At 68.8% G+C, this 22,155-nt stretch carries 21 protein-coding genes and 5 pseudogenes; 17 read left to right on the top strand and 9 right to left on the bottom strand.

Going from position 1 to position 22,155, the window contains the following annotated elements; translation table 11 throughout:
* Nucleotides 1–38: 38 nt before the first annotated feature.
* Nucleotides 39–746: a transposase gene (locus OG799_RS16585; protein ID WP_406045925.1), complete on the bottom strand. Its 708-nt coding sequence runs from the start codon at nt 744–746 to the stop codon at nt 39–41.
* Between the two features lie 165 nt (nt 747–911).
* On the opposite strand from OG799_RS16585, the gene OG799_RS16580 reads away from it, so the two are divergent.
* From OG799_RS16580 to OG799_RS16550, 7 genes are all read left to right on the top strand, one after another.
* Nucleotides 912–1,823, top strand: coding sequence for an integrase core domain-containing protein (locus tag OG799_RS16580; RefSeq protein ID WP_406045924.1), 912 nt, complete (start codon nt 912–914; stop codon nt 1,821–1,823).
* Nucleotides 1,824–2,077: 254 nt separating this feature from the next.
* Nucleotides 2,078–2,680, top strand: a complete 603-nt coding sequence (locus tag OG799_RS16575; RefSeq protein WP_406045923.1) for a hypothetical protein — start codon at nt 2,078–2,080, stop codon at nt 2,678–2,680.
* Between the two features lie 118 nt (nt 2,681–2,798).
* Nucleotides 2,799–3,170, top strand: a complete 372-nt coding sequence (locus OG799_RS16570) for a type II toxin-antitoxin system RelE/ParE family toxin (protein WP_406045922.1) — start codon at nt 2,799–2,801, stop codon at nt 3,168–3,170.
* Nucleotides 3,170–3,478, top strand: coding sequence for a helix-turn-helix domain-containing protein (locus OG799_RS16565; protein ID WP_406045921.1), 309 nt, complete (start codon nt 3,170–3,172; stop codon nt 3,476–3,478). Before OG799_RS16570 ends, OG799_RS16565 begins: the two co-directional genes overlap by 1 nt.
* Before the next feature lie 189 nt (nt 3,479–3,667).
* Nucleotides 3,668–4,153, top strand: coding sequence for a hypothetical protein (locus OG799_RS16560; protein ID WP_406045920.1), 486 nt, complete (start codon nt 3,668–3,670; stop codon nt 4,151–4,153).
* Nucleotides 4,150–4,431 carry a hypothetical protein gene (locus OG799_RS16555; protein WP_406045919.1) on the top strand — a complete coding sequence of 94 codons (282 nt, stop codon included), beginning with the start codon at nt 4,150–4,152 and terminating at the stop codon, nt 4,429–4,431. Before OG799_RS16560 ends, OG799_RS16555 begins: the two co-directional genes overlap by 4 nt.
* 242 nt (nt 4,432–4,673) lie before the next feature.
* A complete protein-coding gene (locus OG799_RS16550; protein ID WP_406045918.1) occupies nt 4,674–5,072 on the top strand; it encodes a hypothetical protein in 399 nt (132 codons plus the stop codon).
* Here the strand turns inward: OG799_RS16550 and OG799_RS16545 are convergent.
* The gene (locus OG799_RS16545; protein WP_406046306.1) at nt 5,024–5,302 is read right to left on the bottom strand and encodes a hypothetical protein; all 279 of its coding nucleotides are present in this window, start codon (nt 5,300–5,302) and stop codon (nt 5,024–5,026) included. The genes OG799_RS16550 and OG799_RS16545 overlap by 49 nt on opposite strands.
* 170 nt (nt 5,303–5,472) lie before the next feature.
* Nucleotides 5,473–6,192, bottom strand: a pseudogene (locus tag OG799_RS16540) (ISAs1 family transposase); the annotation flags it as partial.
* 138 nt (nt 6,193–6,330) lie between these two features.
* Between OG799_RS16540 and OG799_RS16535 the strand changes: the two are divergent.
* From OG799_RS16535 to OG799_RS16515, 5 genes and pseudogenes are all read left to right on the top strand, one after another.
* Complete coding sequence (locus OG799_RS16535) at nt 6,331–7,140, top strand: ATP-dependent DNA ligase (RefSeq protein WP_406045917.1); 810 nt, start codon at nt 6,331–6,333, stop codon at nt 7,138–7,140.
* Between the two features lie 158 nt (nt 7,141–7,298).
* Nucleotides 7,299–7,376 carry a hypothetical protein gene (locus tag OG799_RS16530; RefSeq protein ID WP_406046305.1) on the top strand — a complete coding sequence of 26 codons (78 nt, stop codon included), beginning with the start codon at nt 7,299–7,301 and terminating at the stop codon, nt 7,374–7,376.
* Nucleotides 7,377–7,444: 68 nt separating this feature from the next.
* On the top strand, nt 7,445–9,121 hold the full coding sequence (locus tag OG799_RS16525; protein WP_406045916.1) for an FAD-binding dehydrogenase: 1,677 nt from the start codon (nt 7,445–7,447) through the stop codon (nt 9,119–9,121).
* A 97-nt stretch (nt 9,122–9,218) separates the two neighbouring features.
* Nucleotides 9,219–10,059 (top strand): annotated as a pseudogene (locus OG799_RS16520) (D-alanyl-D-alanine carboxypeptidase family protein); the annotation flags it as partial.
* Nucleotides 10,060–10,216: 157 nt separating this feature from the next.
* Nucleotides 10,217–10,984: a DUF4396 domain-containing protein gene (locus tag OG799_RS16515; RefSeq protein WP_406045915.1), complete on the top strand. Its 768-nt coding sequence runs from the start codon at nt 10,217–10,219 to the stop codon at nt 10,982–10,984.
* A gap of 252 nt (nt 10,985–11,236) precedes the next feature.
* Here OG799_RS16515 and OG799_RS16510 read toward each other — a convergent pair whose 3' ends face one another.
* Nucleotides 11,237–11,917 (bottom strand): hypothetical protein, encoded by a 681-nt coding sequence (locus OG799_RS16510; RefSeq protein ID WP_406045914.1) that lies wholly within the window; start codon nt 11,915–11,917, stop codon nt 11,237–11,239.
* Between the two features lie 110 nt (nt 11,918–12,027).
* Between OG799_RS16510 and OG799_RS16505 the strand changes: the two are divergent.
* A pseudogene (locus tag OG799_RS16505) lies at nt 12,028–13,487 on the top strand (glucose-6-phosphate dehydrogenase); the annotation flags it as partial.
* A 411-nt stretch (nt 13,488–13,898) separates the two neighbouring features.
* Here the strand turns inward: OG799_RS16505 and OG799_RS16500 are convergent.
* Complete coding sequence (locus tag OG799_RS16500; protein WP_406045913.1) at nt 13,899–14,225, bottom strand: hypothetical protein; 327 nt, start codon at nt 14,223–14,225, stop codon at nt 13,899–13,901.
* 99 nt (nt 14,226–14,324) lie between these two features.
* On the opposite strand from OG799_RS16500, the gene OG799_RS16495 reads away from it, so the two are divergent.
* On the top strand, nt 14,325–14,519 hold the full coding sequence (locus OG799_RS16495) for a hypothetical protein (protein ID WP_406045912.1): 195 nt from the start codon (nt 14,325–14,327) through the stop codon (nt 14,517–14,519).
* A gap of 173 nt (nt 14,520–14,692) precedes the next feature.
* A pseudogene (locus OG799_RS16490) lies at nt 14,693–16,130 on the top strand (NF041680 family putative transposase).
* Here OG799_RS16490 and OG799_RS16485 read toward each other — a convergent pair.
* Complete coding sequence (locus tag OG799_RS16485; RefSeq protein ID WP_406045911.1) at nt 16,127–16,762, bottom strand: TetR/AcrR family transcriptional regulator; 636 nt, start codon at nt 16,760–16,762, stop codon at nt 16,127–16,129. The pseudogene OG799_RS16490 and the gene OG799_RS16485 overlap by 4 nt on opposite strands.
* A 123-nt stretch (nt 16,763–16,885) precedes the next feature.
* Between OG799_RS16485 and OG799_RS16480 the strand changes: the two genes are divergently transcribed.
* A complete protein-coding gene (locus tag OG799_RS16480; RefSeq protein ID WP_406045910.1) occupies nt 16,886–17,377 on the top strand; it encodes a redoxin domain-containing protein in 492 nt (163 codons plus the stop codon).
* Nucleotides 17,378–17,411: 34 nt separating this feature from the next.
* Here OG799_RS16480 and OG799_RS16475 read toward each other — a convergent pair.
* The 3 genes and pseudogenes from OG799_RS16475 to OG799_RS16465 form a co-directional block, all read right to left on the bottom strand.
* Nucleotides 17,412–18,618, bottom strand: a pseudogene (locus tag OG799_RS16475) (IS3 family transposase).
* A 246-nt stretch (nt 18,619–18,864) separates the two neighbouring features.
* On the bottom strand, nt 18,865–19,161 hold the full coding sequence (locus OG799_RS16470) for a transposase family protein (RefSeq protein ID WP_406046304.1): 297 nt from the start codon (nt 19,159–19,161) through the stop codon (nt 18,865–18,867).
* A 106-nt stretch (nt 19,162–19,267) separates the two neighbouring features.
* Nucleotides 19,268–20,770: a recombinase family protein gene (locus tag OG799_RS16465; protein WP_406045909.1), complete on the bottom strand. Its 1,503-nt coding sequence runs from the start codon at nt 20,768–20,770 to the stop codon at nt 19,268–19,270.
* 535 nt (nt 20,771–21,305) lie between these two features.
* Between OG799_RS16465 and OG799_RS16460 the strand changes: the two genes are divergently transcribed.
* Entirely contained in the window at nt 21,306–22,112 is an 807-nt protein-coding gene (locus tag OG799_RS16460) for a hypothetical protein (RefSeq protein ID WP_406045908.1), read from the top strand.
* Nucleotides 22,113–22,155: the final 43 nt, after the last annotated feature.

Below are 22,155 nucleotides of genomic sequence, written 5' to 3'. Positions count from 1 at the left end.
CGGCAGTGTGCGACGGAGCCGGGACGGGTTGGTGGTGATCAGGCCGCTGCCGGTTGGAGGGTGACGGTGTAACCGAGCGCTTCGAGTTGGCGGATGTGGCCTCGTTTGCGGCGCTCGGGGTCGATGCGGGTGGTGTAGAAGTCGGCGCCGAGGTCGTGGAAACGTGCGTCGTCTTGGGAGAGCAGGTGCCAGATGATGACCAGCAGGGATCGGCCGATCGCTACGACGGCTTTCTTGCGGCCGCGTCGGCGGGCGATGCGCCGGTACCGTTCCCCGAGGAAGGTGTCGGTCTTGCCGGCGGCCACCGCGGCGTTGCCCAGGACTCGGGCCAGGTAGGAGTTGCCGTGGCCGGTGGCGTTCTTGCCTTTCTTCTTGCCCGCGGACTCCTTCACGCCGGGCACGAACTTGGCCCAGGACACCAGATGCCCGGCGGTGGGGAAGCGCTGCATCTGGATTCCGATCTCGGCCAGGATCACATGTGCCGCGGCCGGGTTGATGCCGGGGATCTCATCCAGCTTCTCCACCGCCGCCACGAAAGGGCCCATCTGTTCCTCGATCTTGGCCTCCAGCGCGGCGATGTCGACGTTGATCGCGTCGACGCGGGCCAGCATCCGCTGCAGCAGGAACGCATGGTGGTCGGTGAAGTGGCCGGCGAACGCCTGTACCGCTCGGAAACCCGGTTCTGGCCTCTGAGGTGCGGTTTTGTGCGGCCCAGCCAGCCAGCCGAGGGGCATGGTGGCGGGCATCTTCCTGTCCTTCGGGTACCTGATCTTGTGTCTGATCATGCGGCTGGCGGTCCAAGGCCTGCGTGGCGAGCGGTCCAAGGACGTCGAGATTGTCGTGCTACGCCATCAGGTCGCGGTCCTCCGCCGCCAGGTCGCACGCCCGGACCTGGCGCCCACCCCGACCGGGTGGTGCTTTCAGCCCTGTCTCGGCTGCTTCCTCGTTCCCGCTGGTCGACGTTCTTCGTCACCCCGGCCACCTTGCTGCGGTGGCACCGTGAGCTGGTCGCCCGGAAGTGGACCTACCCGCAACGACGACTCGGGCGTCCTCCGATACGGGCGGAGATCCGTGCCCTGGTGCTGCGCCTGGCCGGGGAAAACCCGACCTGGGGCCACCGCCGGGTGCAGGGCGAACTGCTCAGGCTTGGCTATCGGGTCGCGGCCAGCACGGTGTGGAGCATCCTGAACGCCGCCGGCGTGGACCCGGCTCCGCGTCGCGGCGGGCTGACCTGGACCCAGTTCCTGACCGCCCAGGCCAACTGCATCCTGGCCTGCGATTTCCTGCACGTGGACACGATCGGTCTGACCCGCATCTACCTCCTGTTCCTGATGGAGATCAAGACCCGGCGCGTACACGTCCTCGGTGTCACCACGCATCCGACAGGAGAGTGGGTCACCCAGCAGGCCCGGAACCTGTTGATGGACCTCGGCGACCGAGTCGCTCAGTTCAGGTTCTTGATCCGGGATCGTGACAGCAAGTACATCGCCGCGTTCGACGAGGTCTTCATCGCCGAAGGCATCGAGGTCCTGCGCACTCCGCCTCGGGCGCCGAGGGCGAACGCGTACGCGGAGCGGTGGGTTCGCACGGTCAGCCGGGAGTGTCTCGACCGGATGCTGATCTACAACCAACGTCACCTACTGGCCGCCCTCGACGAGTACGTGGCCCACTACAACGAGCACCGGCCGCACCAAGCCCGGCACCAACAACCGCCCAACGCCACCGACATACCGCCACGACCGGTCGTCGACCTGACCGCCGCACGAGTGCGGCGTAGGAAGATCCTCAACGGGTTGATCAACGAATACTCCCAGGTGGCGTAGCTCCGACCGACTTTTCGAGCGGTACAGGGTGAGGTGGTGGTCGTCGTCGCCCTGGCGCTCGCTGGCGCCGGGTGCGTCTGGGTGCTGGCCGGCTGAGGTGTCGGTCATGTGTCGAAGTCGATCGCCCCCATACCGCCCTCACTAATCTGACCTGGCGGGAGCAGCCCCGGGTGGCGGCGCAGGCACGGGACTGCCGATCCGCCGGCGCACATGGCACGGTGGACACTACCGCTTCCAGCAAGGTGAGGCGACCTATGATCCCGCAGGGTTACGAGCTCTGGCTCGCCGAGGACCTCAACGACGGCGATGCACCTCTGATTGGCCGCGTCATCGGCTGGTATCTGCCGACTGAACTCGGAAGGGCCGAGGATGCCGAGGGCATCAGGCCGGTTGTGGCTTACGACTGCACCAGAGATGACACGGGCTTCGTGGGCGTGGCCGACTCCACGATCTTCTTCGGCTCCACAAGGGAGGAGGTGGAGAAGCTGGCGGCCGATCACCGTGAGCGCAAGGAGCAGCCGGAGTTGGAGGCGCGAATGAAGGAGATGGAGGCGCAGGAGCGCCGCCGCGCCTGGGACATGGCGCGCGATGACGCCGAGAAGGGCGGCCTCGGCTCGGTCCGGGAGTGTGTCGCCAACCAGCTGGAGCGGTTCGCCCCGCGCCTGCGCCCCGTCGCCGAGTCTGCCGAGTGGACGCTGACCGGGCCGCGGGAGATCGACGTGAAGGTGCCCCGCAAGGAGAGCGTCGAGTTCCTTCCGATCTACGAGCGCCACATCTCCCGCACCGTAGGCCTGGTGCTGGGCGAGGAATGGACGGTGACCGTCACCAGGGTCGGCTTCCTGCGGGGCCTGCGCTGATGCGATCCGGACAAACGGGAGGTTGTGTTCCGACGATCCCATTTCGCTCTTACATCACCAACTAGGCTTTCCGGAGTTCGATATAACGCAGGAGTATTACGTGGGTTATAGTGGGGGAGTGCGCAGGTGGGAGATCAGCCTCACCGAGGAGGTTGAGGACTGGTATCTGCACCTGTGCAAAGAAGATCCGGACTCCGCAAACCAAGTAGCCGCCGCCATCGAGGTGCTCGCCGAGGATGGTCCGAACCTGGGCCGCCCCCTCGTCGATCGCGTGAAGGGCTCGGACTACAAGGACATGAAGGAGCTCCGGCCGGGTTCGGCGGGAGACAGCGAGATGCGCATCCTGTTCGCCTTCGACCCCCAGCGGGAAGCCATTCTGCTGGTCGCGGGCAACAAGGCCGGCAACTGGAAGGGCTGGTACGAGACCAGCATCCTCGAAGCCGACCGGAAGTTCGCCGAGCACCTGCGAGAGCTGAAGGGACAGCGCTGATGGCACGCAGCTGGCGGGACGTTCGCGCCCGCGCCACCAACCTCGACGAGACCAAGATCGCCCAGCACAAGGAGCGCATGCGCGGCGAGGTGCGCGGCACTCGGCTGCGCGAGATGCGCGAGCACCGTGGCCTGACCCAGCAGCAGGTTGCCGACCGCATGGGCGTCACCCAGCCCCGGGTGGCCGCAATCGAGAGGGGTGAGGTGCCGTCGACCGAGGTTGGCACCGTCGAACGGTACGTCTCCGCCCTCGGCGGCAAGCTGGAGATGTTCGCCGACTTCGAGGGCGAACGGCTCGCGCTGAGCTGAATAATGGCAGCCACATGCAGAAGGGGGCGTCATCACCGACGCCCCCTTCTGCTTTGGGACCGTCGCCGATGAGATGCACCGCCAAGTGCGTACGCTCCGGTGGCTGGCGGGCGCGCGGCCGCACCGGGGGTGGTCGAGCCGTGACACTCCACGACCACGACTACGGCCATTCGGGCGTATCCTGCCCCCATGCAGGACGAGTCCACCCGCGCCGCCGCTGAGGAGTTCCGCGCCGAGCTGGCCCGCCTCGGCCTCACCCCGGACCCCGAGGTCCGCAAGTGGGCCCGTGAGCAGCTGGACAACGCCCGCAAGACATGGACGCCGGAGCGGGTGGGGGCGCTGCGGGAACGCTCCCGGCGGGGCGCTGCCGAGATTTTCGGCCAGCACGGCGACTCCCCGGCCGCTCCTCCGAACGGAAGGAACGCCATGAACCGCGACGAGGCCGCCGAGGTGGCACGCGAAGAACCCACCGACTGGAGCGCCGCCGAGGTGGACACCAGCGAGCGCCAGGTACGGCTGGGCTACACCGTCGCCTTCGACGCCGACGACGATGTCTCCCAGTGGCTGGTGGACGAAGCCACCGAGCGTGGACTCAACCCGATCGAGCTGATCAAGGAACTGGTGCGCGAAGCCCACCAGCGGGCCACCAGCGCCGAGGGCGGCCGCACGGCGTGAAGAGCTGGCGGGAGACCCGGTCGCGGATGAACCTGGACGAGGCCCGAGTTGCCGAACACAAGGCCCGGATGGCCGCCTCCCTTGAACTCGTCGTGCCGGCCAGCACCTTCGGCTCGACGGCGTTCTGGCGCCGGATGAAGCAGCTCAGCGCCGAGCGGGGGCACGCCGAGCACCCGACGATTCTGGTCGGCCGCGCGGAGGTGGACAACCAGTACGCCCTGCGGTGCACGAGCTGCGATCAGACGGTTGTCGAGTTCAGCGTCGACCGCACTGCCTGACGGACGACGAAAGCCCCCGGCGGGATCGCGCCGGGGGCTTTCTCATGTCCGCCGTGGCGGCGCCAGTCGCGCTGCCGTGAGGATCCGCACCGCCGCCCGGACCTGGGCCCCAGCTACGGGCCGCCGGCGTAGCGCAGCTGCGCGCCGACCCGGCGTGCCGTAGCCACCTCGAACACCACCGTCGCCGGCGGCTCAAGGTCGGGCGGCTCGGACATGCCTTCAGTCTGCCCCCGCGACGACGTATGACCTCGTCTATCTGCGCCCGCGGCGCCGTGCCGGTCCGGCACGATCGCGTCAGGGGGTCGGTTGAGCGTGGGGCGCTGCGGGGGCGGCTCGGACTGCTGCGTCGGCCGGTCGCCCCGATGCTCTCGGCCCCGGTGGACGCCGTGCCACAAGGGCCGCGCCTGGTGTACGAACCCAAGTGGGACGGCTTCCGCGCCATCGCCTTCGTCGAGGCGGCCGGCGTCTACCTGCAGTCGCGCGCAGGCAAGAACCTCACCCCGTACTTCCCGGACATCACCCGGGCGCTGCGCTCCACCTTCCCGCCCGGCGTGGTCGTCGACGGTGAACTGGCAGGGCCCCGGCAAAGTCGTCAGGTGATGCCGAGTAGAGCCAGCGGGCGAGTGCTGTCGCGGGCGTAGTGGCGGTTGGCGGCAGCGATGTTGGTGATGCCGGCGGTGCGGAGGGCGCCGATGGCGGCGTTGCGCAGGGCGGCCATGACCTGGGGTCCGGTGCCGGTGCGGATCTGGGAACGGTCCTCGTCGTAGGTGACGTCACGGACCCAGTGGATCTTGTTTTCGATCGACCAGTGGCCGCGGATCCAGCCGGCCAGTTCGGCGGGTTTGGCATGGTGGATGCGCAGGTCGGTGATGGCGTAGACAGTCTCGGTGGTGAAGCGTTTCGGCTGGTCGAGGCGTCGTCTGCGGCGACGGATCTGCAGGGCCTGGGCGGCGTGGGGAACTCGATCCCGGTGGATATCGTCAGGATCTTGAGGGTGCGGATCTCGCGGCGGCCGTGTCCGCGGGCGGTGTCGCGTGCAGCGTCCGGCACTGCTGACCAGGGCAGGCCGGCGAGTTGAGCGTGCAGCCGGGGCTGGTTGGCTTTGACGGTCAGGATCCAGTGCGCGCCGCGTTCGGCGAGGTAGTCGACGTGGTCACGCTGGCAGTGCAGGGCGTCGGCGGTGATCACCGTGTCGCGGAGGTCGCCGATCTGGTCGAGCAGCGGCTGGAAGCGGGTGATCTCGTTGGTCTTGCCGTCCACATTGGTGCTTGCCAGGACCACACCGGTGGCATGGTCGCAGGCGGCGAGGACATGCGCGGCAGCGGTGTCGGTGGTTCGGGAGCCCCGCAGCGTCTTGCCGTCCACGGCGACCGCCCACCTGCTCGCTGGTGATGTGACCGCGGTTCGCCCGGCGAGCCACCCGCCGATGACCGTGGTGAGCAGGGCTGGGTCCAGGGCCTGCAACAGGCGGCGGATCATCGCCTCCGACGGGCGCGGGTCCGGGGCGATGCCCAACGCCAACGCGGTGGAGTCCGGGACGTCGGCGACCCACTCGGCGATCGCGGTGTAGGAGCGGTAACCAGCCGCCACAGCGCACACCGCCGCGGTCACCACGACGACCAACCCATGCCGCACGCCCCGGCGGGCACGAGGATCCGGCAGTTCGGCCAACGCGGCGGACAACCCAGCAGCGGTTTCGGGCACCGTGATAGCCGGTTCGCCGGACAAGGACGAGATCAGCGATGATGGCAGCGCGGGCATGACTCCCTTCGGACGATCAATAAGGCGTAGGAATCTCGATGATCATCTGAACCGGTCATGCCCGCCCTGCTACCACCAGCAAGGGCGCGTCTACACCAACCCCATCAAGCCGGACACCCTCACGACTTTGCCGGGGCCTTGGGTGAACTGGTCGTCTGGGAGCGCGGACGCACCAACTTTGCCCTGTTGCAGCGGCGGGTCACCGCCGGCCGACAGCTGCTGCGCGAGGCCCGTGAACACCCGGCCTACTACGTCACCTTCGACCTCCTCGTCGACGCCGACGCAGAGCCAGTGCTCGACGCCCCACTCCTTGAGCGTCGTGCCCGGCTCGTGCGGCTGCTCGCTGGAGCCCCGCCGCAGCTGGCAATCACTCCGCAAAGCGCGGACATCACTGAGGTCAGCGAGTGGCTGACCAACTGGACTGCCGCGGGCGTGGAAGGCGTCGTGATCAAACGCCTGGACAGCCGGTATGAGCCTGGCCGGCGAGGGTGGGCGAAGTTCCGGGCTCGTGCCACCACGGAGGCGATCATCGGCGGGGTCACCGGCAGCATCCGCAACCCCGAGACAGCTCTGCTCGGCCGATTCGACCGACGTGGTCGGCTGCGGTACGCCGGCCGCACGCATCCGCTGGCCACGCACCAGCGCCAAGAGCTGGCAAGGCTGCTGTCCCCGCCACGTTCGACCGAGCGCCGTACGGTCATCCACCCCTGGCCCGATCCACTCCCGGCCGCATGGTCCGGCCAGTTCGACCGGCCCGAGCCGCTGCCCTACACGCAGACCGGGCCGAGCGTGGTGGCTGACATTGAAGTGGATACGGCCTATGAGCACCACCGGTGGCGTCACCGCGTCCGGTACGCGCGGCCCAGGCCGGACATGTCGGTGTACGACGTGCCGCTGATACTCGACGAAGGCGAAGACCCCTTCTCCGGCTACGCCAGGACCGCCTGACTAGCCTCAGCCAGTGCCATACCGGAAGGGCGCCGCCAACCGTGTCGCAGGCGATGCCGTCGCCGTCTCGGTTCAGGTCGTAGATATCGCTGCCGACCACTCGGACAGGCCCGTCGACCCGGTCGGCGGGCACCACCCTGCTCGGCCAGGCGGCGTCGATGCCGCTGGTCATCGCCCCGGTGGCGTACCAGCGGCTGCTGCATCCGGACGGGGAGCTCGGCACCGCGGTCGGTTAGCTTATCGGAGTTGTGAAGAGTGAACTGGTCCGGAAACCGTGGTGCTTCGGCCTCTGGAGGTGGTGGACATGGACGCGGATGTCATCGTTGTCGGCGGCGGGCTAGCGGGCCTGGTCGCAGCGAACGAACTGGTCATCGCGGGCAAGCGGGTCGCGATCGTGGATCAGGAGAACGAGGCCAACCTGGGTGGTCAGGCATTCTGGTCCTTCGGGGGCCTCTTCATGGTCAACACCCCACAGCAGCGTCGTCTGGGAGTGCGGGACTCCTTCGACCTGGCGTGGCAGGACTGGCAGGGCAGCGCCGGCTGGGACCGCCTCGATGGCGAACACCCACCGGACGAGTGGGCGGCCCGCTGGGGTCGGGCGTACGTCGAGTTCGCGGCCGGCGACAAGCGGCCGTGGCTGGAGTCGCAAGGCGTGAGGTTCACCCCGATGGTCGGATGGGCCGAGCGCGGCGACGGCACTGCCGCCGGCCACGGGAACTCCGTGCCACGGTTCCACGTCCCCTGGGGCACCGGGACTGGGATCTCCGAGCCGTTCGCCGACAAGGCACGAGAGGCAAGCAAAGCCGGACGGGTTCGGTTCTACCATCGGCACCGCGTCGACGCCCTGATCTTCGAGCGGGGTGCGGTGGTCGGGATCCGAGGTGCAGTCTTGGCCCCGGATTCCTCACCCCGCGGGGTCAGTTCGAACAGGGACGAGGTCGCTGAGTTCGAACTCACCGCTGAGGCAGTCGTGCTGGCGACCGGCGGCATCGGCGCAAACCACGCCCAGGTCCGCCGAAACTGGCCGGCCCGGCTTGGCAGCCCGCCCCAGGAAATGATCACCGGCGTGCCGGCCCATGTCGACGGGCGGATGCTCGACATCGCGGAGGCGGCCGGGGTGCGACTGGTCAACAAGGACCGGATGTGGCACTACACCGAGGGCATTCGTAACTGGGACCCGATCTGGCCCAAGCACGGTATCCGCATCCTGCCCGGGCCGTCGTCGATGTGGTTCGACGCCCGTGGCCGTCGCCTGCCCACTCCGGGACTGCCCGGCTACGACACCCTTGGCACCCTCAAGCTGCTGCGTACCACCCCGGACATCGCCCAGTACGACCACTCCTGGTTCATCGTCACCCAGACGATGATCGCCAAGGAGTTCGCGCTGTCCGGCTCAGAGCAGAACCCCGACATCACCAACCGCGACCGGCGGTTGATGATCAAAAGTCGTCTTGGGAAGGGAGCACCGCCGCCCGTCGAGGCGTTCAAGAAGCACGGGGCTGACTTCGTCGTCGCCGACAATCTCGCCGACCTCATCGCCGGGATGAACAAGTTGACTGACGAACCGCTGCTGGACTACTGCAGGGTTCAGGCGCAGATCCAGCAGCGTGACGCCGAGATCACCAACCGCTACAGCAAAGACATCCAAGTCAACGGCATCCACAACAGCCGCCGCTTCCTCGGCGACCGGCTCACCCGAACCGCCAAGCCCCACAAAATCCTCGACCAGAAGCACGGCCCGCTCATCGGCGTCAAGCTGCACATCATCACCCGCAAAACCCTGGGCGGCATCCAGATCGATCTCGACGGACGCGCCCTGGACGCACACGGCCAGCCGATCACAGGCCTGTACGCCGCCGGTGAGGCGGCCGGGTTCGGCGGCGGTGGCGCTCACGGCTACAACGCCCTCGAGGGCACCTTCCTCGGCGGGTGCATCTTCACCGGCCGCACCGTCGGACGCTCCCTCGCCCGAGCACTCTGAAGCAGCCCACGCCCAGCGCCCCGAACACCGCGCCACCCGAACCCGCAGCCGCGTGATCCAATAGCCGGTCAGGACGGCGCATCGGCAGCACAACGGGCAGCACAGACCAGACATCGAAGAACCCAGCGACCAAAGATCGTTAGCCCTGATGCCCCGCCGCGATTCGGCCCAGGTCGTCGAGGTGAAACGGGAGGATCTGGCCGATCTCGATCCGGAAAGCTCGTTGATGGGGGTGGTCGAGGGCGGCCGATACTCGATCGAGACCTTGTGGCTGGGACTCCTCCTGAGGTCGGGAAACGACGCGGCCAACGTGTTGGCCCCGCGTCGGCGGCGGCAAGAACGGCAGGCAGGGCGGAGTCGACGCGATGAACCAGGAGACACGGCGGCTGCGGGCGAACCAGACCCACGCGGTGACGCCCTCGGGTATGGACCGCCCCGGTCAGTACACCAGCGCGTGCGACCTGGCGCTGATCGCCCGGGCCTGCTTCGCCCGCGAGGACTTTCGGAGATACATCGCAACCCGCGTGGCGTACGTTCCGGCACAGCCGGGAAAGCCGGGCTTCCAGATCGTCAACGACCACACTCTGCTGGACCGCGTTTCCGGCATGCTGGGCGGGAAGACGGGCTTCAGGCAACTGGCCCGGCAAAAGTACGTCGGCGTGGTGGAACGCGACGGGCGGCGGCTCGTGGTGAGCCTGCTCGGTGCCGAGACCGCGCCGCTGGGGAACTCCGGGGAGGCCCTAGCCCTGCTCGACTGGGGCTTCGCGCTTCCTCCCGACGCGACCGTAGGCCGCTTGGTCTCACCCGAAGAGAAGAGGTCTTGGTCATTCTCATTGCTGGCCGGGCTGGGCGTGGGTGCTGCCGTCACACTCGTGGTCATGATCGTGGCAACTTTCTGCTGGCGTAGCAGGCCGCGCCGTGGAGCCGCCTCACGGTAAAGGGGTGCGTAACCCGGTGAAGCATTGCTCGGCATCGGGTTCATTGTTCAGCCCGCAAGGCGCGATGTTGTGCAGGTGGGCGATGCCGGATGCCTCACCGCCCGATGTGCTCTCATGTTTGAGACGGCATCTCGACTTGAGTCGCCTTCCTCACCTGGTGGCGGAGTTCGTCACATCCGCCGCCACCGACATTGCATCGAGTGCCCTGGAGCGAACGGAGATGATCGTGCAACCGACGTGGCTCGTGATGTTTTCGTGGGCTGTGCTCTTTGTGGGGTTGGCCAGCACCGCCGTTGTCGTTGTTGACCAATTTATTTTTGGATATCGTCAGCCGGTCAAGGTCATGGAGATAGTCTGGCCGGCAACCGCCCTCTATCTTGGCCCAGCAGCCGTCCTGGCCTACAGAAAGTGGGGTAGACCCCAGTCTCCCCGGTGGCTGGACCGGCACGGCAAGCCGCCCAGGAGCTCGCGACATGCTCCTACGATAATCCAAACTTGTCATTGTGCGACGCACTGCACTCTGGGTGTCATCATTGCTACGCCTATCACCTACGGCGTTGGCCTCGAAATATTCGGCAGCACACTGTGGCCCGAAGTCGTCGGCGACTATGTAGGCGCAGTGGCCCTAGGCGTTGCATTTCGCTACTCTGCTGAGGCTCACACGGGTGGTCGAAGAGCGTGGGCCGCAATGCGGAAATTTTTCAGGAGCGACCTGCTGACCGTGTCCGTCTTCGAGCTCGCCCTATTAGGTTGGCTGGCGCTAATGCATTTTCTTGTTTTCCACGAGGCCCTGCGGCCTGGTAGTCCGGTGTTTTGGCTCATTATCCAGGTCGGGCTGATCATCGGCTTCTTCGCCGCTTGGCCGCCAACCTCGTTGCTGATCCGCCGAGGCGTCAAAACGGAATTGCTGGGCACGCCGCAGTAGGTGGTGATGCGCCGACGCCCTGGGGCGGAGGGGTGCACGTTGAGCTTGGTGTCGCGCAGCACGGCGAACGCCAGCGCGACGGCGGGCCACCAGTGGGCGTACTCGCCCGGGTGCAGCCGCTCGCCAGCGACGATCCACGCCCGGCGGCGCCGGCGCATGTCCTCCACCAGATGTACCGCGCCGATCCGGTTGAGGGCGGCCAGGAGCACCCGGCGTAGCGGCCGGGACACCGGGGTGATGCGGGGCCGGCGATCAGCGACTCGCCGCCCGAACGGGCGACCAGGAACCGGAGCACGTCGGTGGCGGTGTCGACCAGCGCGGCCAGGTGCGCCTCGACGGCGGCCGGGTCGACCGGGTCCGCGAGTAGCCACGCCAGTACCCGGCCTTCGTCTCCAGGACGGGCACGGCGGCGCGCAGCCACGACACGTCGGTGCGGTCCTCGGCGGCGAGGCGCAGGTTCAGGTCGTCCACGTCCGCAGGCGACAGCGCGGTCCGCCCGGCGAGCAGCGTCGCCAGCTCGGTGCGCACGTCGCCGCGGAGGCTGCCGCCGAGGTGCAGCACCCGGAGCCGGACCGCGGTCAGCGCGGCGGTGCGGGGCAGCCGCAGCGCGGTGTGCAGCACGGCCCGGTGCCCGGCGGCGTTGAGGTGCGCGCCGGAGAACATCGCGGCGATCCGGTCGGTCAGCCCGACCCGCTCGGCCAGCGCGGTGAGCAGTTCCAACGTGGTATCGGTGACCAGGTTCCTGCTGTAGTCCACGTAGCAGTCGGCCATTTGGAGGGCCAGCCGCTCGCCCCGGCGCGGGTCGGCGGCGAGCAGGTCACGCAGATGGACCCCGCGGATCTCATCGACATGCCTGCGCAGGGCCTGCCACTCTCGGCGGTGCTGGTGATGCCTGCGACCATGAAGTTCGGCGTGCGAGCCGGCCGCCGACACTCCTGGACGCTGATCCCAGCCCGACCGGAGCCGGCTTCGATGCGCAACGACCGGGGCGCGTCCCCCTAAAGGGGCGCCAACCTGCCCGACCGGCAGGGCATGGTGGTTGCATGACGACATCGCCTCCGAGCGCCCCCGGTCCCGTGGCCGACCTTCCAGCCGCCGGGGACCGCGTCTCCCAGACGTTGCTGCTGCTGGGCGGCACCGGTGACCTGGCCGCGCGCCTGCTGCTGCCCGGGCTCGGCCGACTGGTGGCCACCGGCGCCCAGCCCGGTCTCACGCTGATCGACAGCGGCAGCGGCAGCGGCAGCGGCACTGAGGACTGGGACGACGAGCGGTGGCGCCGCCGCGTGGCCAACGCCTTCGCGATGGTCGGCGCCGACGGTCCCCGGGCGACCGAGGTCGTCCGGACCAGTCGGTACGTCTCGGCCGACGTCACCCGCGAGGAGGACCTGCGGCGGCTGCTGACCGACTGTCGTGGCCGGCTGGTGATCTTCTTCGCGCTGCCACCGATGATCACCGCCCGGGCCGCCGCCGCGCTCGCCCGCATCGGCCTGCCGCCCGCCACCCGGCTGATGTTGGAGAAGCCGTTCGGCACGGACGCCGTCTCGGCGCGGTCCCTCAACGGCATCCTGGCCCGGCTCGTGCCCGAGGACCAGGTGCACCGCATCGACCACTTCCTCGGCAAGTCCACGGTCGTGAACATCCTCGGGCTGCGCTTCGCTAACCGGATCTTCGAGACGGTGCTCAACTCGGCGCACGTGGCCTGTGTGGACGTCGTCTTCGACGAGACCCTGGGCCTTGAGGGCCCGCGCCGGCTATTACGACGGCGCGGGCGCGCTCGTCGACATGGTGCAGAGCCACCTGCTGCAGGTCCTCGCGTTGATCGCGATGGACGCCCCGCCCACACTGGATGCCCGGGACGTGCGCGGCCGCAAGGCGCAGGTGCTGCGGGCCACGCGGGTATGGAACGGCGACCCGGTGCGATGGAGCAGGCGGGCCCGGTACACGGCCGGGGGAGGCGGCCGGGCGGCGGCTGCCCGCGTACGCCGACGAGCCGGGCATCGACCCGAACCGGGGGACCGAGACGCTCGCCGAGGTGGTGCTGGCGGTGGACACCTGGCGCTGGGCGGGCGTGCCGTTCCGGCTGCGGTCCGGCAAGGCCCTGCCCGGCAAGCGCGAGCAAGCCGTCGTCACCTTCAAACATCCGCCCCGGGTACCCACCGGGCTGACCGGCTACGAGCAGCCGGGCCGGCTGCGGATCGGCTTCGGGCCGGACCGGCTGGGCCTTGACGTCAACATCAACGGTCCGGGCAACCCGCTGGAGCTCGATCAGGTGAACCTGGCGGCCGACTTCGGGCCGGGGGAGCTGCCGCCGTACGGTGAGGTGCTGCGCGGGGCCTTCGAGGGCGACCCGGCGCTGTCGGTGCGGGGCGACACCGTCGAGGACTCCTGGCGCATCGTGGAGCCGGTGCTCGAGGCATGGCGGGCGGGAGCGGTGCCGTTGCAGGAGTACCCGGCGGGCAGTCACGGCCCGGGCGACTCCCTCCTGACCCGGCGCCCGGCGAAATGCGTCGTCACTGAGGACGATCTGGGCCGCCGATCATTCGGACGCCCGGAGGCCCCCATTCACCTGGAGGCCGGGGTTGTCTACCTGTCGTGGCGGATGCTGATGATCGGGGTGGGCGCGGCGCGCCCACGAGGACGCTGCTGCTCTCGGCGGCCCCGGACCGGCAGGCCGGCACCGCCGGGGAAGTGAGCAACGTGGCGCGCAGGCTGGGAACCACCGCCGGGCTCGCCTGGAGCCTTGGCGACGGGATCCGCCGGCTTCCACACCGGATTCGTCGTGCTGACCGCCTTCGCGTTCACCGGTCTGGTCGCCTCGTCGCCGCCGGGCGGCGCGCGCCGTAACCGCGCGGCCGTCACCGGCGGCACCGTGCATTGCGCCGAGCGGCGATCAGGGGCGGTGGGCAGACTTCTCCTACGTGCGCAGAAGGCAGAGTTGCGCCAGCGTCGGCGCCCGCACCCGAATCCAGGCGCGATGCCGTGGGCGGCCGGCGGCCAGCACGACCGCGATGAGACGGCGGGCCGACCGTCGGTCGAGCAGCATCACGCCGACCACTCCGACCAGCAACGCCAGACACGCGCCCAGCAACTCGCCGCCCATGCCGGACGGGCTGTCATCGCTGGCAATGATCGTCGGGCCGCTGCCCCGGAAGGCGACCCAGGGCGGTCCGCTGACGATGACGTCGGCCGGCCGGGCGCCGTGTTCGTCGAGCAGGTCGGGAGGGCGGCGGCGTCCGCGCATAGCACCTCGACCTTCGGGAAGCGGCGGGCGAGCCTCGCCGCCAACCGCTCGTTCAGCTCGATCGCGAGATGCCGGCCGCGACCACCGAGGCGTTGCTGGATGACCGAGGTGAACGGCCCGGTGCCCGGTCAGAGCTCGACCACCGGCTCCCCGCGCTCTGGAATCGGCGCCACCATCTGCGCCGCCAACCGGGCGGAATTCGGCGTCACAGATGCGGCCCGCATCGGCTGCCGGATGAACTCCCGCCGAAAGATGGTGCCGCCGACCGACTCCGGCAGGCCAGTCAGAACTTGAGTTCGCCGGGTCCGGCCGTTAACCGGTCATGCCTGAGCTTGGCGTTTAACCTGCCGGCCCGATTAGCTGCGGGTTTGACTCGGGATCGATCTGTGCACTGTGGACAGCGGGCGGCCTTGGCGTGATCATGGATGTTGCTGAAGACATCAATGATCGACACCAAGGCCGTGAGGATGAGTGTGCTGGATGACGCTGCCCGCGTCGAGGCTTTAGCGGTGCTGTCCACGTTCCGGACCGAGTTCTACCGCTGTCTGACCGCCCGCGCTGACGTCCTGTTCGAGGTGACTGACGCGCTGCTGTGCACGGACGGGCCGGTCAGGTCGCTGGTTGATCTGGTGCTGGCGCCCGAGCACCGCCGCGGTCACGGCGGCATGTACGACGGGTTGAACTGCGGACGCGTCGACGTGGCGCGGCTGCGCCGCGCCGTGGCGGGCCTGCCGGTGCCGCGGGCCGCCGACGGGCGGATCGTTCTCGCTGTCGACGTCAGTCCGTGGCTGCGCTCCGACGCCCAGACCAGCCCGGACCGGCTGTTCTGCCACGTCTACGGCCGCGGCAAGGGCCAGTCGCAGCTGATCCCGGGCTGGCCGTACTCATTCGTCGCGGCCCTCGAAGCCGGCCGGACCTCGTGGACGGCGATCCTCGACGCCGTCCGGCTCGGACCGGCCGACGACGCGGCCGCCGTCACCGCCGGGCAGCTACGCGCCGTCGTGCAACGCCGCGTCGTCGGCCGGCCACCACACGCCGGGCGATCGGCGGATCCTGATCGTGTGCGACGCCGGCTACGACGTCCCCCGCCTGGCGTTCCTCCTCGCCGACCTGCCCGTGGACCTGCTCGGGCGGCTGCGCTCGGACCGGGTGATGGCACTGCCACCGCCCCCACGGCTACCCGGGACGACCGGCCGGCCACCCAAACACGGCCCCGAACTGGCCCTCGCCGACCCTGACACCTGGCCGGCGCCGCAGACCGTCACCACCACGCAGACCGCCCGCTACGGCACCGCCACCGCGACCGCCTGGGACCGGGTCCACCCACGGCTGACCCGCCGCACCTGCTGGCTCGACCACCAGGGCGACCTACCGATCATCGAAGGCACCCTGATCCGGCTGCAGGTCGACCACCTGCCAGGCGATCGCCACCCGAAACCGGTCTGGCTGTGGACCTCCATCACCGCGGCCACCGCCGCGGACGTGGACCGCAGTTGGCAGTCCTACCTGCGCAGATTCGACCTCGAACACACCTTCCGGCTGCTCAAACAGACGCTGGGCTGGACCCGGCCCAAGATCCGCACACCCGAGACGGCTGACCGGTGGACCTGGCTGGTCATCGCCTGCCACACCCAGCTACGCCTCGCCCGCGGTCTCGCCGAAGATCTCCGCCGGCCCTGGGAGCGACCCGCCGACCCGGACCGGCTCACCCCAGCCCGGGTCCGCCGCGGGTTTCGCCACATCCACCCGAAGACCACCCACCCCGCCAGCGCGCCGAAACCCGGCAAGGCCGGACCCGGACGCCCCCGAGGATCGAAGAACCGGCAACCCGCGCCCAGCTACGACGTCGGGAAGACCGTGAAACGCGCCCTGTCCATCACCGAACGACGAAAGCAGACGGGTTAAACGCCAAGCTGAGAGGCGGTGGCGAGGCTGTGGACATGGGCGATGGCCATGTCCAGGGCCCGAGCGAGCGGACGACTGCTGCGGTGCGTCTTGGCCAGCAGCAACCCGCCCTGGAGCGCGGCCATGATCGCTTCGGCGAGGGCGGCCGGATCGGCTTCCGGCGACAGGCTTCCTCGGTCACGCATGGCGGTGAGTCCGGCCCGTAGCGGAGCCTCCCATTCCGCGAAGCACTCCTGCAGTACGCCGCGGGTTTGCGGGTCACCACCGGCAAGTTCGTTGGCCAGGGAGCCGAGCGGACATCCGCCCACCTGATCGTGCGCGGCCTGAGCTGCGACGATCTTGTCCCGCCAGCGGGCCAGGCCGGCGAGGGAGCCCAGCGCGTCCAGCTCGGGGCGCTGGTCCTGCTGGATTCGCTGCGCCTGATGCCGCACGACCGCCCGGATCAGATCATCCTTGTTGCCAAAATAGTGGTACAGCTGCGACTTGCTGGTCCCGCTCGCCGCCAGGACGTCGTCCAGCGTCGTGCCAGCGGCGCCGCGCTCGAGCATCAGGTCGGCTGCGGCCGTCACGATGCGGGCCTTGGTCGCCGCGCCGCGAGCCGTCAACTTCGCCGCCTGCTGCACAGATGTCACAGCGTCGATGCTAGCAGTAACTGGACTTGCTAGTCCAGTTATGAAGACATATGTTGGACCGAGCGGTCCACTGGATTTCGGCTGGGCCGCCTACGGCGCGTTGGTGCATAAGGAGAAACCGCTATGGGTCGGCTCAATAACCGCCAGCACTTTCCCAAGCTTCAGGTTCCCGCCGTGGGGGGAGGCTCGCTCTCCCTGCCCGACGACCTCGCGGGTGGCTTCGGGGTGGTGCTGATCTACCGGGGCTCGTGGTGCCCGTACTGCAACGCACAACTCGCGGCCTTCCAGAGGGCCAGCGACACCCTCGGGGCGCTCGATGTCCGCGTCGCCGCGCTCTCCGTCGATGACGAGGAGACCAGCCGCAAGCTCGTCGAGAAGCATCACCTCGGGTTCCCCGTCGGGCACAGCGCCGACATCGACGCGGTGGTCGAGGCGACGGGGGCCTACGTCAACGAGCCGTCGCCCGCCGACCAGCGGCGCTACCTCCAGTCGACCGGGTTCGTCCTCGCTCCGGACGGCACCGTGATCACTGCCGTCTACTCCAGCGGCGCCATCGGCCGCCTGGTTCCGGAAGACGTGGCCGGGCTGGTCCGCTATCTCCGCGACCACAGCTGAGGGGGGGCTTGACCCCTGATCCTGGACACGGGGTTTATGCGGCGGGGGCCAGCGTAGCCGGTGCTGGCCGGGTGTTCTTCTCGTAGGTGATCGGGGATTGCTGTCGGAGCCGGGAGTGGCGGCGGACGGTGTTGTAGCGGTGCATCCAGCGGAACGCGGTCAGCCGTGCTTCGCGTTCGTCGGTGAAGGCGCGGCGGCCCTGGAGGGTCTCGCGTTTGAAGGTGGCGTTGAACGACTCCGCGGCGGCGTTGTCGGCGGAGCTACCGACCGCGCTCATCGACTGCCGGACCCCCGCCGTGGTGCAGGCCTCGGCGAAGGCCCGAGAGGTGTATTGGGCTCCGTGATCGGTGTGCATGATCGCCCCGTGGAGGCTGCCTCGGGTGCGCTGCGCGGCGTGGAGGGCGTCGATGACCAGGTCGGTGCGCATGTGGTCGGCGATCGCCCAGCCGGCGAGGCGCCGGGAGTGCAGGTCGAGGACGGTGGCCAGGTAGAGGAAGCCGCGGTCACCGACCGGCAGGTGATGTCGCCGACGTAGCGCTGGTTCGGCGCGGGGGCGGTGAAGTCCCGGCCGATCAGATCCGGGGCCTTCGCCGCGGCCGGGTCCGGCACCGTCGTACGAGTTCGCCGGCGCAGTCGTAGACCCTGCACACCGAAGCGGCGCATCACCCGCGCGACCCGCTTCCGGTTGACCCGCAGTCCGGCATCGTGCAGCTCAGCAGTGATCCTCGGCGCCCCGTAAGTGCCGTCATGCTCGACGTGCACCGCCCGAATCCGGCCCACGAGAGCGACATCCCTGGCCTCTCGTGCCGCCCTGGCCGACGCCGTGGACCGCCAGTAGTAGTAGCTCGACCGGGACAACCCGATGATCTGACACAACCGCTTCACGCCATAGCGCTGCTGATGGTCGGCGACGAACTGGAAGCGGTTCACCAGCGCGTCTCCCCGGCGAAATACCGGGCCGCCTTCCGCAGAATGTCCCGCTCCTCCTCCAACTCCCGGATCCGCCGCCGCAACTGCGCGTTCTCGTCCTCCACCGAACCGGACACCTGCGAGCCCGCCACGGAGGCCGCCGACCCGGCGGTTGCGCCCCTGCGTCGATCATCGGCGCGGACCCAACTACGCAACGTCTCCCGATTGACCCCGAGATCGTCAGCGATCTGCGCGATCGTCGCCCCCGGCCGAGACCGGTACAACGCGACCGCGTCGGCCGTGAACTCCGCGGGGTAGTGCTTGTTCACCATCTGTCAGGGACTCCTGATCTCCCCGGACCATCACGATCCAAGGCTCAAGTGTCCAGGACCAGGGGGCAACTCCCGGCGGACAGCCGGCCGGTACGGTGCCGGCGGCATGGTCTTCGCGGCCTTCCCCGGTGGCCGGCCACCGGGGAAGGCCGCCCAGCACGGTGGGCAACGGTGCGGGTGGCTCGGGCAGGGCACGGATCAGGCGCAGCAACACCATCCGGCCCACTTGGGAACCGACCCGGCCGGTCAGCTGGACCCCGGCCCGCCACTTAACGCCAGGCCCACCGCCTCCAGCATCCGGCGGATCAGCCAGATGTCCCGGCTGTGCCGCAGGGGCAGCCCCTCGATCTGCTCGGCGTAGATCTTGCGTGCGCAGCTGGCCAAAGTGCAGAAGAACCGCCGTACCCGCAGGTGAACCATCTCCTGGCCGGCCATAGCCGCGTCGAGCAGCCGCCGCTCATACCGGCTGTGCACCCGGCGGAACAGCGTCGAACAGTCCGGGCACTGATGCCTCTGTTGGGGAGTTTCAAGTGCGCTCCACAGTGGCTACGGTCAACGCATGCACACCGCTTCCCAGCGGATGTGCTTGGAACACGCGTTCGAATCCCCTCTCTCTCTTCTCGGACACGTTAACCCCCACGGACGGGTATCACGCCTGGTGAACCCGCTTCGGTGGGGTTATTGCTGTGAGTCGCTGACGCGGGACTACCGCCACCGGGTCATGCACCGGCGCCACCTTGCTCACCTCCAGCGTCACGGTCCCGACCCCGCACATGATCGTGATGCCGTGGGCACGCAGGTACGCGGCGATGTCCCATGGATCGCGACTGGTGTGGCCGAGCTGAGCGGCGACGCTCGCGATGGCGATGTCTTCGCGGACGTAGATGTTCTTGAGACGATCCCGGTCGGATGTCGTGGCGCTGGTGTGCCCGTGCCGGCATCGGTAGCCGGGCCGTCGGTGTACCCAGTGCGAGTCCATCAGCCGCCCGCACAGCTGGCATCGGATGAGACCGACGAGCAGATACGTGCGTTTACTACCGTCTTCCGGGGTCGGGACGGCGTTGATCGCCTGAGCGGCGACGAAGTCCTCCTCGCCGACCAGCGGCGGGTGGACGACCTTCTTCGAGATCACCCAGTCCTGCGCCTGGTTCCACCGGTGGACTTCCGTGTAGCGCTGCTGATCATCGACAGCCTCGGCTGGGTCCCGGTCGGTGCGCTGCCGGTTCCACACCTGCCGACCGGTGTAGCGCGGGTTGGCCAGGATCGCCGCGACCGTCCGTAGCGTCCACGCCTCGCCGCTGCGGTGCGGGTTACGCTCCCGATCGACCCGCGACGGACACGGCACCCCCTTCTCGTTCAGCATCCGGGCAATGCTGGCGACACTACGGCCAGCGAGCCGCTGCACGAAGATCCACTTCACATGCGGTGCGGTGGCCAGATCGGGTTCCAGCCGGTGCAGCCTTCTTCCCCACCGGGCGTGCGCCCGGTTCGGATGCGGACCTGCATCCACGAGCCGGTATCCGTACGGCGGCCGGCGGCCCAGGTGGCGGCCCTGCTCCCGGGCTTGGGCCTGCATCGCCACCGTGGTGCGGAACCGGGCCCGCAGGACCTCGCGTTTCGACTGGTACCCCAGCAGCGTGATCACAGCCTGGTGCGTCGGGTTCTCGGCGTCCACGGGTCCACCGAGTTCCGGTAGCCACAGTTGCACACCATGCTGGCGCAGCAGCGGCGCCATCTGCAGCAGCTGGTCGCCGTAGAACGCCCGCTCGTACTCCCCCACCACGATCGCGTCGAACCCGCGATCCGGATTTTCGACCGCGGCCAGGAGCGCGCCAGCGTACGGCCGATCAGCCCACGCCCACCGCCGCGAGCAACCAACGTCGAAGAACTCGGCCACGATGCTGCCGTGCCCGGCGATCAGATCCGTAGCGCAGTCTTGCTGCCACCGCCGTGACGACTCTCGGTCCTGGAAGTCCTCGGTGGAGATCCGGCCGTAGAACGCGAACCGGATGCCGCCCGCCGGCGCCCGCGATCGACGGTTGCGAGCCTTCGTCGCGGCGGCCTGCTTGCGATCAACCCACCCTGCCAACACATCGACGTCAGCGACGTCCATGACCGCCGACATGCTGACCACCTCGCCGTAATCGATCATCCGACGGACGGCGTCCCGGACCCTGTCGGCACCCTCGCAACCGGAGGCCCGAAGAGGTCGGTTTCGCGTTCGGCGCAAGGAGCTACGGTCGCGACGCCAACCCAGACGGCCTCAACTTGCATCCGCCGAGGGCCGGGCGCTGACGACACCGGGGACATGCCGCCCGACGTCGTGCAGACTGACCGCCGTGGAGACCTGACCCGACTGGAAGACTCATCGATCGAACACCGTTGTTCGCGGACACCGTGCGACGAATCATGAGGTCGGACGCACCCGGCGACGCGGACAACGTGTCCGTCATGACCATCGACTCCGAGCACTACGCGCCGTCGCGTTGCGGATCGGGGGTGCAGGCGGTTAGCGTCACCACGCAGCCTGTACGCCGTTGCCACCTGCTGGCGAATGCATCGTCTGACCCATGTCGCAACCGAGCGTCAAGCAGGAAATCAGAACGCTCGCCTGTGGCTGGCCCGTGGCACCCTGATGACGATCGCAAGCGTCCATCTGAGGCGCTCGCGCGGCGTACCGTGTCGACGTGCACGCCATCTTCAAGATCCTGCGGCAGACACCGCGTACCTGCCGGTTCGCGGTCGTGTCCGTCGAGATCGCCGAATCGGGTACGCCGCAGGTGATCGTGCCGGAGGCGGTGTCGGCTGATCGGCACTGGCGCCGCGAGGTCGAGCTGGGGGCCCGGCATGCCCTGCGGAGCCTGCCCAAGGACGCCGTACCCGTTCGCGTCCGCGTGACGCAGGTGCGCGCCACCTACGTCGACACCGGCGTGGGTGACCTGTACGCGGCAGCCGCGCGTGCGGTATGGCAGGCGCTGGACATCGCGCACGAGCATCGCAACGCCGGCTTCAGCGAACCCGAGCTCGTCCAAGCCTGGCTGGCTGATCAGGTAGGGCGGGCGGTGCTGGACGTCACCGAGGCCCGACACCGCCATCCAGCAGATGATCACGACGGCAACGGCCTGCTCCACATCTGGTTGAGGTTCGAGTACAGGCCTACGGTCATGCTGCACGGCGTCGGCGACCGGCTCGTCATCGCCGTCGCCGAGCCGTACGCTCCGTACGACATGAGCGCCCAGGGCCAGGTATCCGTGGGACCGATGCGATCGTCTAACCCGCTGGCGACGGTGGTCGGCGCGCGACTGTTCGACGGGGCCGTCATCACCACAGCCGGCTCGCCCGAGGACATCAGTGGCTTGCTGCTGCGGTTCGACAACGGCGAGGTGGTCATCGGTTCGGTCGGTGACGAGTGGGTGATAAGCGCGAGCGGCGTGCCCGCCGCCCTTGCTCCACATTGGCGGATCGGCGCGTGGGCCGGCGCCAACAATGGGTAGAGCCGGCCATCCGCGGCGTGCGCCCGACGGATGTCGGACAGCC

The sequence above is a fragment of the Micromonospora sp. NBC_00898 genome, assembly GCF_045207895.1.
GTDB lineage: Bacteria > Actinomycetota > Actinomycetes > Mycobacteriales > Micromonosporaceae > Micromonospora.
The sequence above is the reverse complement of the archived record's forward strand: the minus strand, read 5'-3'. Positions and strand labels throughout refer to the sequence as shown.

Excerpts from the sequence above, each read along its gene's own strand:
- OG799_RS16575 (WP_406045923.1), top strand. The coding sequence starts at position 2,078 with ATGATCCCGCAGGGTTACGAGCTCTGGCTCGCCGAGGACCTCAACGAC.
- OG799_RS16550 (WP_406045918.1), top strand. The coding sequence starts at position 4,674 with ATGACCTCGTCTATCTGCGCCCGCGGCGCCGTGCCGGTCCGGCACGAT.
- OG799_RS16530 (WP_406046305.1), top strand. The coding sequence starts at position 7,299 with ATGCCGCTGGTCATCGCCCCGGTGGCGTACCAGCGGCTGCTGCATCCG.
- OG799_RS16480 (WP_406045910.1), top strand. The coding sequence starts at position 16,886 with ATGGGTCGGCTCAATAACCGCCAGCACTTTCCCAAGCTTCAGGTTCCC.
- OG799_RS16565 (WP_406045921.1), top strand. The coding sequence starts at position 3,170 with ATGGCACGCAGCTGGCGGGACGTTCGCGCCCGCGCCACCAACCTCGAC.
- OG799_RS16465 (WP_406045909.1), bottom strand. The coding sequence starts at position 20,770 with ATGATCGATTACGGCGAGGTGGTCAGCATGTCGGCGGTCATGGACGTC.
- OG799_RS16525 (WP_406045916.1), top strand. The coding sequence starts at position 7,445 with ATGGACGCGGATGTCATCGTTGTCGGCGGCGGGCTAGCGGGCCTGGTC.
- OG799_RS16560 (WP_406045920.1), top strand. The coding sequence starts at position 3,668 with ATGCAGGACGAGTCCACCCGCGCCGCCGCTGAGGAGTTCCGCGCCGAG.
- OG799_RS16585 (WP_406045925.1), bottom strand. The coding sequence starts at position 746 with ATGCCCGCCACCATGCCCCTCGGCTGGCTGGCTGGGCCGCACAAAACC.
- OG799_RS16500 (WP_406045913.1), bottom strand. The coding sequence starts at position 14,225 with ATGCGCGGACGCCGCCGCCCTCCCGACCTGCTCGACGAACACGGCGCC.
- OG799_RS16495 (WP_406045912.1), top strand. The coding sequence starts at position 14,325 with ATGACCGAGGTGAACGGCCCGGTGCCCGGTCAGAGCTCGACCACCGGC.